General features: G+C 64.0%; 9 protein-coding genes. 5 read left to right on the top strand and 4 right to left on the bottom strand.

Annotated elements, in window-relative coordinates; genetic code table 11:
* Window positions 1–17 precede the first annotated feature (17 nt).
* A complete protein-coding gene (locus LB571_RS01670; protein WP_224591829.1) occupies window positions 18–1301 on the top strand; it encodes an MFS transporter in 1284 nt (427 codons plus the stop codon).
* A gap of 193 nt (window positions 1302–1494) precedes the next feature.
* Here the strand turns inward: LB571_RS01670 and LB571_RS01665 are convergent, their stop codons facing one another.
* Window positions 1495–1776 (bottom strand): hypothetical protein, encoded by a 282-nt coding sequence (locus tag LB571_RS01665; RefSeq protein ID WP_140712377.1) that lies wholly within the window; start codon window positions 1774–1776, stop codon window positions 1495–1497.
* Between the two features lie 198 nt (window positions 1777–1974).
* Here LB571_RS01665 and typA point away from each other — a divergent pair, with 198 nt between their 5' ends.
* A complete protein-coding gene (gene typA / locus LB571_RS01660) occupies window positions 1975–3804 on the top strand; it encodes a translational GTPase TypA (protein WP_015315136.1) in 1830 nt (609 codons plus the stop codon).
* Between the two features lie 57 nt (window positions 3805–3861).
* Here typA and LB571_RS01655 read toward each other — a convergent pair whose 3' ends face one another.
* Window positions 3862–4488, bottom strand: a complete 627-nt coding sequence (locus LB571_RS01655; RefSeq protein WP_224591824.1) for a DUF1062 domain-containing protein — start codon at window positions 4486–4488, stop codon at window positions 3862–3864.
* A gap of 439 nt (window positions 4489–4927) precedes the next feature.
* Between LB571_RS01655 and LB571_RS01650 the strand changes: the two genes are divergently transcribed.
* Window positions 4928–5539, top strand: a complete 612-nt coding sequence (locus LB571_RS01650; protein ID WP_015315138.1) for a LysE family translocator — start codon at window positions 4928–4930, stop codon at window positions 5537–5539.
* 2 nt (window positions 5540–5541) lie between these two features.
* Here LB571_RS01650 and LB571_RS01645 read toward each other — a convergent pair whose 3' ends face one another.
* Window positions 5542–7362: an aromatic amino acid ammonia-lyase gene (locus LB571_RS01645; RefSeq protein ID WP_224591821.1), complete on the bottom strand. Its 1821-nt coding sequence runs from the start codon at window positions 7360–7362 to the stop codon at window positions 5542–5544.
* 141 nt (window positions 7363–7503) lie between these two features.
* Entirely contained in the window at window positions 7504–8067 is a 564-nt protein-coding gene (locus LB571_RS01640) for a peroxidase-related enzyme (RefSeq protein ID WP_224591820.1), read from the bottom strand.
* 138 nt (window positions 8068–8205) lie between these two features.
* Here LB571_RS01640 and LB571_RS01635 point away from each other — a divergent pair, with 138 nt between their 5' ends.
* Both LB571_RS01635 and LB571_RS01630 read left to right on the top strand, forming a co-directional pair.
* Window positions 8206–12993 carry an NAD-glutamate dehydrogenase gene (locus LB571_RS01635; RefSeq protein ID WP_224591818.1) on the top strand — a complete coding sequence of 1596 codons (4788 nt, stop codon included), beginning with the start codon at window positions 8206–8208 and terminating at the stop codon, window positions 12991–12993.
* A gap of 85 nt (window positions 12994–13078) precedes the next feature.
* Complete coding sequence (locus LB571_RS01630) at window positions 13079–14452, top strand: MFS transporter (protein ID WP_224591803.1); 1374 nt, start codon at window positions 13079–13081, stop codon at window positions 14450–14452.
* Window positions 14453–14477 lie beyond the last annotated feature (25 nt).

Here is a 14477-nt window from a genome sequence, read left to right as displayed (position 1 = left end):
ACGTACCGGTCAGTAACATGATAGCTCAATCCCGTCCCTTTGGCCAGCGCTACGCTTTCGTGGTGGTGGGCGTCATCTTCCTCTGCCTGCTGATCGCGGCCGGCCTGCGCTCGGCGCCTTCAGTCATGATGCTGCCGCTCGAAAACAGCTTCGGCTGGCGGCGCGACGTCATTTCGCTGGCCGCGGGCGTCGGCATCCTGCTCTATGGGCTGACCGGTCCGTTCGCCGCGGCGCTCATGGAACGCATCGGGCTGCGCCGCACGCTGCTGGCGTCGCTGGTGGTGATGTCGGCTTCGACCACGCTCAGCCTGCTGATGACCAAGCCATGGCATCTGTTCATCACCTGGGGCGTTTTTTCCGGCATCGGATCCGGCGCTGTCGCCAGCGTCCTTGGCGCCACCATCGTCAACCGCTGGTTCAAGACCAATCGCGGTCTTGTCATGGGGCTGATGTCGGCCTCCAGCGCCACCGGCATGCTGATTTTCCTGCCGCTCATCGCCTCGCTCGCCCAGTCAGGCGGCTGGCAGCCTGTCGTCATCGCTGTCGCGATCGCCACCGCGGCGTTGATCCCTCTGGTCTGGTTGCTGGTGCCGGAGCGCCCGGCCTCGATCGGAATGGTGCGTTATGGGGCCGAGGCGGATGATGTGCCGCCGACTTCGCCCGCATCACAAGGCAATTTCCTGGCGCATACGCTCAGCACGCTGCGCCGCGCCGCCGGCACGCGGGTTTTCTGGTACCTGTTCGCCACTTTCTTCGTCTGTGGCTTCACCACCAACGGGCTGGTCGGCACGCATTTGATCGCCTTCTGCGGCGACATGGGTATCGGCGAGGTGCAGGCCGCCGGCCTGTTGTCGATGATGGGCATTTTCGACCTGATCGGCACCACGCTGTCCGGCTGGCTCACCGACCGCTACGACCCGCGCAAGCTGCTCGGCGTCTACTATGCCATTCGTGGCCTGTCGCTGATCTATTTGCCCTATTCCGGCTTCTCGGCAACCAGCCTGATCATCTTCGCGGTGCTCTATGGCCTCGACTGGATCGCCACCGTGCCGCCGACTTTAAGGCTCGCCAACGAAGCCTTCGGCGACCGCAGCGGGCCGATCGTGTTCGGCTGGATCGTGGCCGGCCATCAGGTGGGTGCCGCCACCGCTGCTGCCTTCGGCGGCACCATGCGCGAACTGCAGGGCAACTACGAACTGGCGTTCCTGATTGCCGGCATGACGGCGATCGCGGCGGCTTGTATTTCGCTCCTGATCAACACCAGCCGGCCGGCCTTCGATCCCGAACCGCAGGCGGCTTGAGGCGCGTCGATAATTCAGGTGAGGCCGGCCTGCAAACGGCGGATTCCTGCGCTTCTCCGTTCTACTGCGTCGCAGTAGAACGGAGCTCACGTACAAAATGTACGCTCCGCTCGGACTCTCGAAAACCATTATTTTCGGCCCGGCCTGACCTGAATCTCAACACACCTCAGCGTGTAAGAACGGGCGCGAACGGTCAGTCGGGGTAGCAGACCATTGGAATGTTGGGCCAGACCGCCGCGTCGCAGTTGGCGCTCGCCTGTCTCTGCTTGAAGGCGGCACTGACCGGCCCGGTCACCACGGGGTCGACGCCGTCGGGCGCGTCGGCAAAGGCCTGTTGCGCGGAAGGCGCATCGGTCGGCAGGGCAGGCCGCGTTTCCTTCAGCGTCGCGGCCGACTGCGCGGCGTTGGCCGCCAGCAGCATCGCAAAGGCGGCGGACGCGATAAGTGGCCAAAATCGGTTGAGTCTATCGGTCATCACGTTCGAACTGTCCGGGCCCTGAAAAGGTTCCCGCCTTGGTTAACAAAATCATTTCACACGCAGATGCTTAAGATTTGATGAGTATTTGGTGTCGCGCGTCCCCTTTCGCAACTGCGAAAAACCCTGTATGAGCCGCGCAACCGAAAGAGGCAGCGCCCTTGGCCTGCTGCCTGCAACGCTTCCGAGACCAGAATCATGAACCTCCGTAATATCGCGATCATCGCGCACGTCGACCATGGAAAGACCACCCTGGTCGACCAGCTTTTGAAACAGTCCGGCTCCTTCCGCGACAACCAGCGCGTCGCCGAGCGCGCCATGGATTCCAACGATCTCGAAAAGGAACGCGGCATCACCATCCTGGCCAAGGCGACCTCGGTCGACTGGAAGGACACGCGCATCAACATCGTCGACACGCCCGGCCACGCCGATTTCGGTGGTGAGGTCGAGCGCATCCTGTCGATGGTGGATTCCGCCATCGTGCTGGTCGACGCCGCCGAAGGCCCGATGCCGCAGACCAAGTTCGTCGTCGGCAAGGCGCTCAAGGTCGGCTTGAGACCGATCGTCGTCATCAACAAGATCGACCGGCCGGACGCGCGCCATGTCGAGGTGGTCAACGAGGTGTTCGACCTGTTCGCCGCGCTCGACGCCACCGACGAGCAGCTCGACTTCCCGATCCTTTATGGTTCGGGCCGCGACGGCTGGGTGTCGGAAAATCCGGAAGGCCCGAAGGACCAGCAGCTTGCGCCGCTGTTCGACCTCGTCATCAAGCATGTGCCGGCGCCGACCGTTCATCCCGGCCCGTTCCGGATGATCGGCACCATCCTGGAAGCAAACCCGTTCCTCGGCCGCATCATCACCGGCCGCATCGAGAGCGGCACGCTGAAGTCCAACCAGGCGGTCAAGGTGCTGCACAATGACGGCACCCAGATCGAGACCGGCCGCATTTCAAAGATTCTCGCTTTCCGCGGCCTCGAGCGTCAGCCGATCGAAGAAGCGCAGGCGGGTGACATCGTCGCCATCGCCGGCCTGTCCAAGGGCACCGTCGCCGACACGTTCTGCGACCTGGCGGTGACCGAGGCGCTGCATGCACAGCCTATCGATCCGCCGACCGTGACCATGTCCTTCCTCGTCAACGACAGCCCGTTGGCCGGCACCGAAGGCGACAAGGTGACCAGTCGCGTCATCCGTGACCGTCTGCTGCGCGAGGCCGAAGGCAATGTCGCGCTGAAAATCGAAGAATCGCCCGACAAGGATTCGTTCTTCGTTTCCGGCCGCGGCGAATTGCAGCTCGCCGTCCTGATCGAGACCATGCGCCGCGAAGGTTTCGAGATCGCCGTCTCGCGTCCGCGCGTCGTCATGCAGAAGGGCGAGAATGGCGAATTGCTGGAGCCGGTCGAGGAAGTCGTCATCGACGTCGACGAGGAGCATGCCGGTGTCGTCGTGCAGAAGATGTCGGAACGCAAGGCCGAAATGGTCGAGCTGCGTCCCTCGGGCGGCAACCGCCAGCGCATCGTCTTCCATGCGCCGACGCGCGGCCTGATCGGCTACCAGTCGGAACTGTTGACCGATACGCGCGGCACCGCCGTGATGAACCGGCTGTTCCATGCCTACGAGCCCTACAAGGGCGAGTTGCCTGGCCGCACCAACGGCGTGCTGATCTCCAACGAACAGGGCGAGTCGGTGGCTTACGCCATGTGGAACCTTGAAGATCGCGGTCCGATGGTCATCGATCCCGGCGTCAAGGTCTATCAGGGCATGATCATCGGTATCCACAGCCGGGACAACGATCTCGAAGTGAACGTGCTGAAGGGCAAGAAGCTGACCAACATCCGCGCCGCCGGCAAGGACGAGGCGGTCAAGCTCACCCCGCCGATCCGCATGACGCTGGAGCGCGCGCTGGCCTGGATCCAGGACGACGAACTGGTCGAGGTGACGCCGAAGACCATTCGCCTGCGCAAACTCTATCTCGACCCGAACGAGCGCAAGCGTTTCGAGAAGTCGTCGAAGGCGGTCGGCGCGGCGTAAAGTTTCCCTTTCCGAGAGTTTGAGAGGGCGGAGCACTTGTTCTCCGCCCTCTTTCGTTCATCCACCAGCGGCCGAGATGATGGTCCGCCGGTCGGGCTCGCTGGCGAGATCGATGCGGATTGTCGCTCCCTCTCGGACCGGTTTGCGCAGGGCCTTTGCTCCATCCGGCTCGATGGTCAGCAGCCTCCGCTCGTCCAGCGCCCGAAGGCGCGACCGCGAGATGCCGAGTTCGTTGGCAAGCAGCCGGTCGAGCCTCAACGATACCGGTATTTCCAGACCAAGCCGAAGATCCAGCACCGTCGCGCCTTGCTTAATCCCGCCGATCACCTGCTTGCGCACGACGGCGTCAGGGAACTCTTCGACGCGTCCCACCTGGTTGCGCAGGGCGACGATGTCGAAGGCATGGCTCCGGACCAGTGCCGGATCATTGCTTTCGAGCGCCGCCAGCAGTGCCGGCGCGATATCGCGCCGGTTGCAGCGCTCGAAAATGCCGAAATTCCAGGAATTGTCGCAGTCGACGCAGCGATAGATCAGCCACACGTCGATGCGCTTGCCGTTGGCGTTGACGCGGAATTTCTCGCTGCAGCGGTAGGCTTTCACGAAGCCACAGCGATTGCAGTTGATCAGGGGTCGTGGTGCGATTTCAGGCGCGATCGTCCAGTGGACGCGCAGGGCCGATGACATGCCGGTAAGTCCTTCCCGTTGGGAAGTTCATCCGGTCGGCGCTATCGAGATGCCCATGCGGGCGCGGCGTGGCGGGCGGCTGCGGAGATTGTGACGTCAGGTGTCGCTGGCGGTAAGCCGAGCGACAGCGGTTCAGCAGTGCCAAACCGGTCTCGAACCGCCGCCCAGAGGAACACATCAAAAAAACAAACAGGCACCGCTGATGCGGCGCCATGCAGGTGTGTCGGGGGAGTTGACGAGACCGGTGGTTACTGGGGCAAAGTGAAGCTCGAAATTGTTTCGCGGCGGCCCTTCTAGCGGCGTGACGCTGGGGCTGCAAGGGGCTCCGCAAGTCACGCCGTAGGGGTCGGCGCCCATGGCCCATATTGTCTTGCCTTTGCCAGAGACGCAGCTGTTGGGTTATTGTGGTTGGTGAAGCCCTGACGCGGAGACCCTCGCCATGCACCTCGCCTCGCTGCTGATTTTCGCCGCCGCCTTGTTCGTGGCCGCCGGTTCGCCTGGCCCATCGATCGCGGCGCTTGTCGCGCGCGTTATCTCGAAGGGGTTTCGCGATGTGTTTCCGTTCCTGCTTGCCATGTGGATTGGCGAAGGCATCTGGCTGTCGCTGGCGGTGTTTGGGCTGGCCGTGGTGGCGCAGACCTTCCATCTCGCTTTCGTCGTCGTGAAATGGATCGGCGTTCTCTACCTGGCCTATCTCGCCTGGAAGATGTGGACGGCGCCTGTCGACGCCAAGGAGGGCGAGATGCCGCGTGAGGATTCGGCCGGCAAGCTTTTTTTCGCCGGCATGGCCGTCACGCTCGGCAATCCCAAGATCATGATGTTTTACCTGGCGCTGTTGCCGACCATCATCGACCTCGCTTCGGTCAGTCTCGTCGGCTGGGTCGAACTGACGGCGACCATGGCGGTGGTGCTGATCGCCATCGATCTCGCCTGGGTGCTCGCCGCCTCGCAGGCGCGCAAGCTCCTCAGGAGCAAGCGCGCCATGAAGATCGCCAACCGCGTCAGCGCCACGACGATGGCCGGTGCGGCGGCGGCCATCGCGGCGCGGTAAGGCTATCTGGGCAAGACGCCGGCCGCAGGCATGGCGGCCGCCTTCGGCGCCTGCGGTCCGCCGGAATAGAATTTCGAGGCCGGGTTCTCCTGCATGAAATCGTAGGCGACCATGCCGAGCGGCCGCTTTTGCCGTTCCGATGCCGCCTGGTGCCAGGGGATCACCTGGCGCAGCGCCTCGAGCGCCGCGGTTGGCGCCTCGCCGAATTTCCGCTGCGGGTTCTGCGCCTTGCGGATTTCCATCCAATTGCTTGCCGTCAACAGGTCCTGCGCCAAGAGATGGAAGGATATGTCGACCGCCTCGCGGGCGCGTTGCGTCTGGACGCGGGTCTGCCCTTCCAGGTCTTCGACGGTGGCGACGATCGCCTGGCCATTCGGCGTCACCGGCGTGCCGAGGTCGGCCAGTTCCTGCCAGAGATCGGTCGGCAGATAGCCGTCGAAGGTCGGGATGTCCTTGCGCTCGTCGGGCTTCAGCGCATCGGTCGGCTTGATCACGGTGAAGAAGGGATTGCGGAAGCGCTCGATGCGCTGCGCCACCGCGACACCGAGATTGGTGAGAGAGATGGTGAAAGCCTCGACCTGATTGGCCATGGGATAGGGATCCCAGTTGGCGTTGGAGAAGATATAGCCGGACTTGCCGCCGCTCAGCGGCCCGCCCTTGATATAATATTTCATGAATTGCGGCGTGCTCAGCTCCGGCGAGCTCTGCGGCGTCAGGCCCGGCAGCACGGCCGGATTGTGATCCGACGAATTGATGGAGAGCAGCACGGATTGGCGCAGATCCGCCCAGGCCTGCCAGGCCGAGCCCTGGCGCTGGCTGGAGGCGCGCATGCTTTCCGGATCCTGGATGATGCGGGCCTGATCCTCGTCGAAGAGATAGCTGCCCTTGATCATGTCCATGACCCGCGCGGCATCCCATGTTAGCCATGGGTAAGGCCGCATGGATTGCACGGGTGCGGAAATCGGCGTCACGCTGGAATTCATGCCGTTCAGCCCCATGGCGTAGCTGAGGTCGGTCCACTCCAGCAATTTTCGCGCGTCCTCCAGCAAAAGCACGGCCTGTGCCTGTGCGTAGGCATTGGTGCTGATCAGCGCGGCCTGGTCGGCGGCGAAAGGCTCGAGAGGCTTCAGACCGGCCTGCGAAAGGGCCTGTGTGGCCGGCATGCGGACGCCATCGAGATAGGCTTCGCCTTCGCCGACCATGGCCGCGCCGATATTGCCAAGCGTCGCGAGGTCGCCTTCGCCGAGCGTGCCGCGCGATTGCACGACCGGCGTCACCCGCTTGTTCAGCATGTCGACCAGCATATGCGTCAGCTGCGGGCTGGCAGCCTCGTAGGACATGGTGTTGGCGCGGATCGCCATGATGGCGCGCACCAGCGCTTCTTCCTGCAGCTCCGGCCCGTAGCCTCTGTTGACGCCGCCCTTGAAGCGGGCGAGCTGCTGATCCTTGAGCAGCTTACTGTTTTCCGGCGTCGTCGGATCGCCCGAGAAGATCACCGTCTCGCGCTGGTCGCCGGCGCCACGGTTGAACCAGTAGATGGTGACACCTTCGGCAGCACCTTCGAGCAGCAGGCCATAAGCGTCCGCCGAACGTTGCAGCGCCTCGGGGCTGAGCTCGACCTTGGCGCCGTTGCGAGCGATGTCGATGACCTGTTCGACGGTCAGGTCATGGCCAGTCAGCGTTATCGTCTTGGCCGCGGCTGTCTCGAAAATGGGCTGGTAGGCTGTCACGGCCTCGAAGGCGTGGGCGGGTGGAGTGGCAAGCGCCAGCGTCATGGTCAGGGCGCGGAGAAAAACCCCGGGTTTGGCAATTGCATCAAGCATAGGGGGACTCCCATTCACGAAGCGTTGGCCTCGGGCATCAAGTTCACCCCTCGGAAATTTTGTTTCCCGGAAAACTAGCCGGCGGCATTCGCCTGTCAACGCTTGATGCGAAGTAGGACCGATGGTGGAACGCGCGTGGCCCTATCGCGCCATGGCGTGGTATTCGTCGTTCGGCCGCATGTCGATCGCGGCCGCGACACGGTTCGACATGTTGAAGAAGGCCGCGGTCGAGGCGATATCCCAGATGTCGCGATCGCTGAAGCCTGCCTGGCGCAGGGCCGCGCGATCGGCCTCGACGATCCTGGCCGGCTCCTCGGTCAGCTTGACGGCGAATTCGAGCATTGCCGTTTGCTTCGGCGAAAGGTCGGCGGCGCGGAAATTCATCACCATCATCTCACCAAGCAGGGGATCGCCCGAGAGCTGGCGGACCGCCGCGCCATGCGCGGTCAAGCAGTAGTAGCAGTGGTTGATGGAGGAGACGGCGACCGCGATCATCTCGCGTTCCAGCTTCGACAGGCCGGACTCGCCCAGCATCAAATCATTGTACATGTCGGTGAAGGCGCGCAGTTTCTTGTCGTCGAAGGCATAGGCCTTGAGCACGTTGGGGACGAGGCCGAGCTTTTCCTCGCATTTGGTGAAATAGGCTTTTGTCGGCTCGCTCAGCTCTCCGGCGGCCAGGTCTAGCGCGGTGATTTTGCCCGTCATCGTGTCATTTCTCCTCGTCATGCGAAGCCTTGCCGCCGAATTCCGAGAATTCTTGGCAAGCCGTCAAACCTTTGTCGCCAAACAGCGGTCATCTGCTACCATAGTCGCAAAAGCATGCGACGGGAGGGAAGAAGCGTCATGGCTAGCGTAAAATCCGCAGCTAAGTCGAAGAAGAAGGCACCTGCGGCAAAGGCCGATGACAGACCGGCCAGGCTCGCCGATTACCTGCTCGCCCGCGCGCCGGCGGAGGATATCGCCGCCTATGACGTGGCCGACCTCGAGCGTGCCGCCGATCTCGCCGGCCAGGCGGTCGCCGCCCACAAAAAGGGTGAGTGCGTCGTCGCCGTCGACGCCGATTCGGGCGTGGTTCGCGAAGGCCGTCCGGTGACCGTCATCACGGTGGTCAACGACAACATGCCATTCCTGTTCGATTCCATCCTCGGCGAGGTTACAGAAACCGCCGGCGAACCGACCCTGGTCACCCATCCGGTGATTACGGTCCGCCATGGCAAGACGGGTGTCGACGAAATCCTCGGCGATGGCAATTTCGCCAGGGATGACGGCAGCCACGACCGGCTCAGCGTGATCCATGTCCATATTCCCCGGCTGACGCCCGAACAAGCAAATGGCCTGGCCGAGCGGCTGCGCAAGATGCTCGGCCAGGTCCATGCCGCCGTCAACGACTGGCGGCCGATGCTAGCCCGGCTCGATCAGGCCATCTCCGAATTCCGCTATTCGGCGGTGCCGCTCGACAAGAAGAGCGTCGCCGAGGCGATCGCCTTCCTGGAGTGGCTGCGCGACGACAATTTCACTTTCCTTGGCATGCGTGAATTCAAGTACACCGGCGGCGAGGAAAGCGGCAATCTGGAGCGGGCCGAAAAACCCGGCCTCGGCATCCTGACCGACCCGGACGTGCTGGTGCTGAGACGCGGCACCGAGGCGGTGACGACGACGCCGGAAATCCGCGCTTTCCTGCACGGACCGGAGCCGCTGATCGTCACCAAGGCCAATGCCAAGTCGCTGGTGCACCGGCGCATCTATCTCGATTACATCGGCGTCAAGACCTACAGCGCCAAAGGTGCGTTGGCGGGCGAACTGCGCATCGTCGGCCTGTTCACCTCGACCGCATACACGCGCTCGGTGATGAAGATCCCGTATCTCAGGTCCAAGGCCGAAACCATTATCGCCAAGTCGGGGTTCGACCGCCACGACCACTCCGGCAAGGCGCTGATCAACGTGCTGGAAAGCTATCCGCGCGACGAGCTGTTCCAGGTTCCGGTGCCGATCCTGCGCAAGCATGCCGCTGCCATTCTGGGCCTGGTCGAGCGGCCGCGCGTGCGGGCGCTGGTGCGCGTCGACCAGTTCGACCGTTTCGTCTCGATCCTCGTCTTCGTGCCGCGCGACCGCTACGACAGCGTCGTGCGCGAGAAGATCGGCACCTATCTGAAAACCGCGTTCGAGGGCCGGCTGTCGGCCTATTACCCGGCTTTCCCGGAAGGCGGGCTGGCGCGCGTGCACTTCATCATCGGCCGCTCCGGCGGCAAGACGCCGAAGGTCGAGCAGGCAACGATAGAGGCGGCGATCCGCGACATCGTGCGCACCTGGGAAGATGCGCTTGCCGATGCGGCCGAAGCCAGCGGCAGCGACCCGGCGTTGAAAGCCATCGCCGCGCGGCTGCCAGAGAGCTACCGGGATACGTTCAGCGCTGGCGTGGCGCTGGCCGATGCCGGACGAATCGCCAAGATCAGCGCCGGCAATCCGATCGCCATCGATTATTACCGCCATGCCGAGCAGAAGCCGCACCAGGCGGCGCTGAAGATCTATCACCATGGCAGCCCGGTGGCACTGTCGCGGCGCGTTCCGGTGCTGGAGAACATCGGCTTCCGCGTCATCAGCGAGCGGACTTTCGAAGTCGGCGACGACCAGTCGGGCATGGTCTTCATCCACGACATGGAACTGGAGAACAGCTACGGCAAGCCGATCGACCTCGCCGACGGCGGTGCGCTGTTCGAGGACGCTTTCCTGTCGGTGTGGCGGGGCGACGTCGACAATGACGGCTATAACGGCCTCGCCCAGACCGCCGGCCTGTGGTCGGGCGAGATCACCATCCTGCGTGCCTATGGCCGTTACCTGCAGCAGGTCGGCATCCCGCAGAGCCAGGATTTCATCGCCGCCGCACTCAACCGCTATCCCGAGATCGCGCGCGGCCTGCACGCGCTGTTCATCGCCCGGCTCGGCCCGACGGCCGAAACCCAAGGCGTGGTGGCGGCAAAGCACCTCAAGGCCAAGATCAAGGATGCGCTGGAGGATGTGCCTAACATTGACGACGACACCATCATCCGCCGCTACCTCAATTTGATCGAAGCCTCGCTGCGCACCAATCATTTCGTTGCCGATACGAAAGAGAAAGGCCAGTCGCTGGCGATCAAGCTCGAGTCGCAGGCGGTCGAGGGATTGCCGGCGCCGCGGCCATGGCGCGAAATTTTCGTCTACGGCTCGGAGGTCGAAGGCCTGCACCTGCGCTTCGGCCCGGTTGCGCGTGGCGGCTTGCGCTGGTCCGACCGCGCCCAGGACTATCGCACCGAGGTGCTCGGCCTGGTCAAGGCGCAACAGGTCAAGAACGCCGTCATCGTGCCGGTCGGCGCCAAGGGCGGCTTCTATCCCAAGAAACTGCCGATGAGCGCCGGACGCGACGCGATCTTCGAGGCCGGCACATCGGCTTACAAGAACTTCGTTTCCAGCCTGCTCTCGATCACGGACAATATCGGCCTGGACGGCGTCATTCCACCGGCAGGTGTCGTGCGCCGCGACCAGGACGATCCTTATTTCGTCGTCGCCGCCGACAAGGGCACGGCAACCTTCTCCGACACCGCCAACGCCATCTCCGAAAAGCACGGCTTCTGGCTCGACGATGCCTTCGCCAGCGGTGGTTCGGCCGGCTACGACCACAAGAAGATGGGCATCACCGCCAAGGGCGCCTGGGAAGCGGTCAAGCGGCATTTCCGCGAGATGAACCGAGACATCCAGACCTCGCCCTTCTCTGTCGTGGGCGTCGGCGACATGTCGGGCGACGTGTTCGGCAACGGCATGCTGTTGTCGCCGAAAACGCGGCTGATCGCCGCTTTCGACCATCGCGACATCTTCATCGATCCCGATCCCGACATGGCGACTTCGATGGCAGAGCGCGAGCGCATGTTCGCGCTGCCGCGTTCGAGCTGGCAGGACTATGACAAGACCAAGCTGTCGGACGGCGGCGTCATCGTTTCGCGCAGCCAGAAATCGATCACCTTGCCGGCTGCCGCGGCGGCGGCGATCGGACTTGCCAAGACGACCGCCACGCCGGTCGAGATCATGACCGCCATCCTCAAGGCGCCGGTCGACCTCTTGTGGTTCGGCGGCATCGGCACGTATCTCAGGGGATCGACCGAGACCAATGCCGAGGTCGGCGACCGTGCCAACGATGCCATCCGCATCACGGCGCTCGAGGTGCGCGCCAAGGTGATCGGCGAGGGCGCTAACCTGGGTGTGACGCAGCGGGCGCGCATCGAGTTCGGCATGAATGGCGGCCGCTGCAACTCCGACGCGATCGACAATTCGGGCGGCGTCAACTGCTCCGACGTCGAGGTCAACATCAAGATCGCGCTGGCGTCGGCAATGCGCAAGGGATCGCTGACGCGGCCGGCGCGCAACAAGCTGCTGGCCGAGATGACCGACGAGGTCGGCGGGCTGGTGCTGTCCAACAACTACCAGCAGACGCTGGCGCTTTCGATTGCCCGCAAGCGCGGCCTCGCCGACATCGCGCATCAGAGCCGCTTCATGACGGCGCTGGAGGCACGCGGCCTGCTCGATCGTGTCGTGGAAACACTGCCGTCGCCGGCAGCGCTTGCCGAGCGCGAGGCGCGCGGCGAGCCGTTGACCCGGGCCGAGCTCGGCGTGCTGCTCGCCTATGCCAAGATCGTGCTGTTTTCCGACATCGTCGCCAGCGACGTGCCTGACGATGCGCATTTCGACCGCGACCTGATGGGCTATTTCCCGGACCGGATGGCGAAGAAATACGCTTCCGAGATCCATGGCCACCGGCTGCGCCGCGAGATCATCGCGCGTGTCGTGACCAACGATCTGGTCAATCGCGGTGGGCCATCCTTCGTCAACCGGCTTCAGGAGGCGACGGGGCGCACCGCAGCAGATGTAGTGCGCACCTTCGCCGTGGTGCGCGATGGCTTTGCGCTGCCTGCGCTCTATCGCGAGATCGACGCGCTCGACAACCAGGTCGACGGCCAGGTGCAACTCGATCTCTATCAGATGGTGAGCCGGCTTATCTACATGAGCAGCGGCTGGTATCTGAAGAACGATGCCGGGACGGCACCGCTCGGCCAGCGCATCGCCGAACTGCAGGATGCGCGCAAGGCGCTGGAGCCCAAGCTCGTTTCGCTGCTGCCGGCTTTTTCGCGCGAGCGGATCGAGGAGAAGCGGCACGGGCTGTTCAAGGCGGGCGCACCGGAAAAGCTGGCCGAGCAGCTGGCGATGAGCGAGGCGGCGGAGCTCATCCCCGACGTCGCGCTGACGGCCCGCACCGCCGGCGCCGATATCGTCGCGGCGGCCAAGGCGTTCTTCGCCGTCAGCGATGCCTTCCGCATCCCGCGCGTCGAGGATGCGGCGCGCTCGATCACGCCATCGGACTATTATGACCAGCTCGCTCTGTCCCGCGCCACCGACACGATCGGCGCGGCGCGGCGCGGTATCGCTATCGCCGCGCTTACCGGCCATGCCGAGGCGGCCGATCCGGTGGCGGCCTGGCTCGAAGCTGGTGGCGAGCGGGTGGCGCGCATCCGCGAACGGCTGCAGGCGTTGACGGAGGGCGGCGACATCACCGTGTCGCGGCTGTCGGTTGCGTCGGGGCTGATGAGCGATCTGACGGGCATGTGAGCCAGCGGTTGTCCGTTTGCATGATCATTCGAAACATGCAGACATGGCGCCCGAAATGGGCGGAGCGGACGCCGGGGGAATCACTATGGCGGTAGAGACAGTGCAGCGGGCATCCGGGCGCGGCATCTGGGGTTGGATGTTCTTCGACTGGGCGGCGCAGCCGTTCTTCACGGTCGTCACCACCTTCATCTTCGGCCCCTATTTCGTTTCGCGCATGGCGGGCGATCCAACCACTGGCCAGGCCGTCTGGGGTTATGGCATCGCCGCAGCCGGGCTGGTCATCGCGGTGCTATCGCCGATCCTCGGATCGATCGCCGACCAGACCGGGCCGCGCAAGCCGTGGATCGCGTTTTTCGCGGCGATCAAGATCACCAGTCTCACCTTGCTCTGGTTCGCCGCGCCGGGTTCCAACCTGTTCCTGGTCGTGGCGCTGTTCTCGCTGGCCTCGGTGGCAGCGGAGTTCTCCACTGTCTTCAACGATTCCATGATGCCGCGGCTGGTGCCGAAGAGCGAGATCGGCCGCATCTCCAACATGGCCTGGGGCCTCGGCTATCTCGGCGGCATGATCGCACTGATCTTCGTCGTCACCTGCCTGGCCGGCTCGCCGGAGACCGGCAAGACGATCATCGGCATCACCCCGCTGTTCGGGCTCGATCCGCAGCTGGGCGAGGATGCTCGCGCCACAGGGCCGCTGTCGGCCGGCTGGTATTTCCTGTTCATCCTGCCGATGTTTTTCTTTACGCCCGACGCCATCAAGGGCATCCCGATCGGGCCGGCGGTGCGCGAGGGCCTGTCGGAGCTGAAATCGACGCTGGCCGAGGTGCGCAAGCGCGGCGGCATCTTCCGCTTTCTCGTCGCCCGCATGATCTACCAGGATGGCGTCAATGCCTTGCTGGCGCTGGGCGGCACCTTCGCGGCGGGCATGTTCCACTGGTCGATCACCGAGATCGGGATGTTCGGCATCATCCTCAATATCGTCGCCATCTTCGGCTGCTGGGTCGCCGCCCGCCTGGACACCGCGCTGGGCTCCAAGGCGGTGGTGATGATTTCGCTGGTCATGCTGTCCATCGCCACTATCGGCGTGGTCTCGACCGGGCCTGGATTCACGCTGCTCGGGCTGATCCAGCTTTCGACCTCCGATTCAGGCGGCCTGTTCGGTACGGCGGCCGAAAAGGCCTACATCATGTACGGCCTGCTGATCGGCCTGGCCTTCGGGCCGGTGCAGGCCTCGTCGCGCTCCTACATGGCGCGCAGCGTGAGCGCAGCCGAATCCGGTCGCTATTTCGGCATCTATGCGCTGGCCGGTCGGGCAACCAGTTTCCTGGCGCCGTTCATGGTGGCGACGATTACCGCCACCGGCGGCTCGGCCCGGCTTGGCATGGCGGCGATTATTTTGTTCCTGGCCATTGGCATGGCGATCCTGGTTCGCACGCCATATCCGGCGGATCGGCCGGAGTAGATGCTTCGATAATTCACCCCACTGG

The organism is Mesorhizobium sp. BR1-1-4, from assembly GCF_020165375.1.
GTDB classification, from domain to species: Bacteria; Pseudomonadota; Alphaproteobacteria; order Rhizobiales; family Rhizobiaceae; genus Mesorhizobium; species Mesorhizobium australicum.
Note: the sequence above shows the minus strand (reverse complement) of the source record. Positions and strands in the feature narration are given on the sequence as shown.

Bases quoted from the DNA above. Each gene is read 5' to 3' on its own strand.
- LB571_RS01640 (WP_224591820.1), bottom strand. From the start codon at position 8,067: ATGACGGGCAAAATCACCGCGCTAGACCTGGCCGCCGGAGAGCTGAGC.
- LB571_RS01670 (WP_224591829.1), top strand. From the start codon at position 18: ATGATAGCTCAATCCCGTCCCTTTGGCCAGCGCTACGCTTTCGTGGTG.
- LB571_RS01655 (WP_224591824.1), bottom strand. From the start codon at position 4,488: ATGTCATCGGCCCTGCGCGTCCACTGGACGATCGCGCCTGAAATCGCA.
- LB571_RS01665 (WP_140712377.1), bottom strand. From the start codon at position 1,776: ATGACCGATAGACTCAACCGATTTTGGCCACTTATCGCGTCCGCCGCC.
- LB571_RS01635 (WP_224591818.1), top strand. From the start codon at position 8,206: ATGGCTAGCGTAAAATCCGCAGCTAAGTCGAAGAAGAAGGCACCTGCG.
- LB571_RS01630 (WP_224591803.1), top strand. From the start codon at position 13,079: ATGGCGGTAGAGACAGTGCAGCGGGCATCCGGGCGCGGCATCTGGGGT.
- typA (WP_015315136.1), top strand. From the start codon at position 1,975: ATGAACCTCCGTAATATCGCGATCATCGCGCACGTCGACCATGGAAAG.
- LB571_RS01650 (WP_015315138.1), top strand. From the start codon at position 4,928: ATGCACCTCGCCTCGCTGCTGATTTTCGCCGCCGCCTTGTTCGTGGCC.
- LB571_RS01645 (WP_224591821.1), bottom strand. From the start codon at position 7,362: ATGCTTGATGCAATTGCCAAACCCGGGGTTTTTCTCCGCGCCCTGACC.